A 2,455-nucleotide genomic window follows, 5' to 3' on the forward strand; every position below is an offset into this window, starting at 1 on the left:
CGTTGTTTTCTACTCGCGAGAAATCCAGGATGTCATTAACGATGGCCAATAGCGAGCCGCCGCTCTTGCGAACCAGTTCGAGAAGCTCCCCTTGCTTGGGGTCGAGTTCGCTGTCGAGTACAATGCCGGTCAAACCGATGACCGCGTTGAGGGGCGTGCGGAGCTCGTGGCTCATGTTGTTCATGAACTCGCTCTTGGCCCGGGCTGCGGCCTCGGCATGTTCTTTGGCCTCCACCAGGGTGGCCTCGAATTCCTTGCGCTCGGTGATATCGCGCAGGGTGATCACCTCGACTGCCTGGTCCTTGTAGCGCTGATCGCGGCGGATGAACATCTCGACCTCGAAGAAGCTGCCGTCGGCTCTCACTCCGTGGAGTTCATGTCGGGTTTGCACGCGCCCGAGTTCATCCGCGGTTTCCGGGCTCGCCGCGGCGGGAACATCGGCGATGAAGTCGCCCAGCTGACGGTCGATGACCTGCTCCCTCTTCACCCCGAAGAGCTTTTCGAAGGCCGGATTGACATCGATGATGCCGTCCCCGCGGCGAATCGCGATGCCCTCGAGCGTGGCGACGAAGAGACTGCGAAACCGCGCCTCGCTCTCGGCGATCACCTGAGCTTGTCGGGACCGCAGCCAGGTGTCGATGGTCAGTAGCACGGCGGTGGAGAGGACCAGGATCAGCGGCGTGGCGATGCCGGCCCCGGACAACCGAGAGGCGAGAAGTCCGGTCGCCAGGATCGCCACGGCATCGATGGCGGCCATGGTGAGCAGACCGCGAGTGGAAAACAGGATGCTGCTCATACCCAGTCCGAGCACCAGCCACCCAAACACCGCCAGGGCGAGATCGGGATTGTCGATCACGCCGTACACCCAGAACACCCGCATGAAAGGCTGGGACGAGCAGGCCAGAAGAGCAAAAACCGCGGCCGTCGTGTAATGCCGGGTGCGGCTCAGAAGATAGGAAAGCGCAAAGAGGGCCACCAGGGCGAACAGGGAATACCGCGTGGCGTCGAAGGTGAACTGCGTGCCGGTCGCGGAGGCGACCAGCATCACGAGCACCATACCCGAGAGCAACCGGGCCTGTAGCCGCTGGTCGGGCCGGATCGCCGACGATGGCTCCAGTAGCCATCTGTGTAGCGTCGTGACCAACGTGGCGAACGGTCTGCGTGCGGACAAAGTACCTCTGACTTACATGCTCCGGACTGCCAGGGAGCGGTCGTGTTGCCGGCCAAACGTCGACCGCTTGCCCGGAGGCGATGCAAATAGGCTACTTCAAAGCGCATCGGTTGCAAAGCGAACCGAGCGTGTCCCACTTCCGGACCGCCAGGCGCGACCGTTTTCGGCAACTCGACCCGCCCACGAGCGAGGAAATTCGCACTCGCCGAGAAGGTCATCCGCCGGATCGCCAAAATCCTGACCCGCCATCAGGAGGAGCATTCGGACGATCAGGTCGGCGATGCTCTTGCCCATGTCCAGGCCGCCTCGGTCCGGAGCACGCTCCGCCCACCCAGGTCGGCAAACGACGACCTGATCGATGCGCGACAGCCCGAGCGCTCGGCGTTCGCCACTTCATCGATAGGCGGATTCTCGTTGCACGCCAATGTCGCCATCCACCAGAACGACCGCGAAGGCATCGAGCGCCTGTGCCGCTACGGGCTCCGTCCTGCATTCGCCCTGGAGCGGCTCTCGTGGACCGAAGACGGCAACATCCGCTACCAGTACAAGCGGCCAGCCCCAAACGGCAAACACGAGACCGAGTGCGAACCGGTCGAATTTCTGGCCAAACTGGCCGCCTTGATTCCCCCGCCGCGCAAGCATCTCACCCGCTACCACGGCGTATTTGCGCCAAACCACGCATGGCGAAACCGGATCGTACCGACCGTGTCCAGTGCCACGGCGTCTGCCTCATCTGAGGAGCCAGCAGCCGTGCCTGAAGCCGAGAAGCGTGTCCCGGCCACCGAACTCGCCAGGCGCCTCGACTGGGCGACCCTGCTCATGCGCGTTTTCGCCATGGATGTCCTCGAGTGCCCCAAGTGCGACGGGCGAATGCGCGTCCTCGCGTTCATCACCGAACCGGACGTCATCGAGCGCAACCTCACCCACCTCGACCTACCGACCGAGCCACCTTGTTTCTCGCGCAGTCCACCGCCATCTTGCCGTGCGGCGGGTTGAGGAATACCATCTACATGTCGGCACGCGCCGAAGGCGGACAGGTCCTTTCAAAGTTGATCAGATCGCCGTCAAATGTGAGTCTCACTACACTTCAGCGACCGCTGGCGACTGGCATCTGGTTCAGCGATACTTGAGGCTCGCCGAGAAAGTCAGCTTTGAAAAACTTATGCCCCATTCTCTTCGTCCTCCCTATCCGAGCGCACTCAGCTCCTACGTCGCGCCACCCGCCACATCCAGGCTGTCTATCGGCTCCCCGCCTCCCTCCGCCGCGCCATGATTCGCCTCCTC

The 2,455-nt window shown here is 62.9% G+C and carries 2 protein-coding genes; one reads left to right on the forward strand and one right to left on the reverse strand.

The features are described from left to right. Positions 1–1,171: PAS domain S-box protein (locus tag GY769_10065; GenBank protein MCP4202269.1), on the reverse strand; the 1,171-nt coding region annotated here is incomplete at its 3' end. A 105-nt stretch (positions 1,172–1,276) separates the two neighbouring features. On the opposite strand from GY769_10065, the gene GY769_10070 reads away from it, so the two are divergent. Then, a complete protein-coding gene (locus GY769_10070; protein MCP4202270.1) occupies positions 1,277–2,167 on the forward strand; it encodes a hypothetical protein in 891 nt (296 codons plus the stop codon). The last annotated feature ends 288 nt before the right edge of the window (positions 2,168–2,455 follow it).

This window comes from bacterium (assembly GCA_024224155.1).
GTDB lineage: Bacteria > Acidobacteriota > Thermoanaerobaculia > Multivoradales > JAHEKO01 > CALZIK01.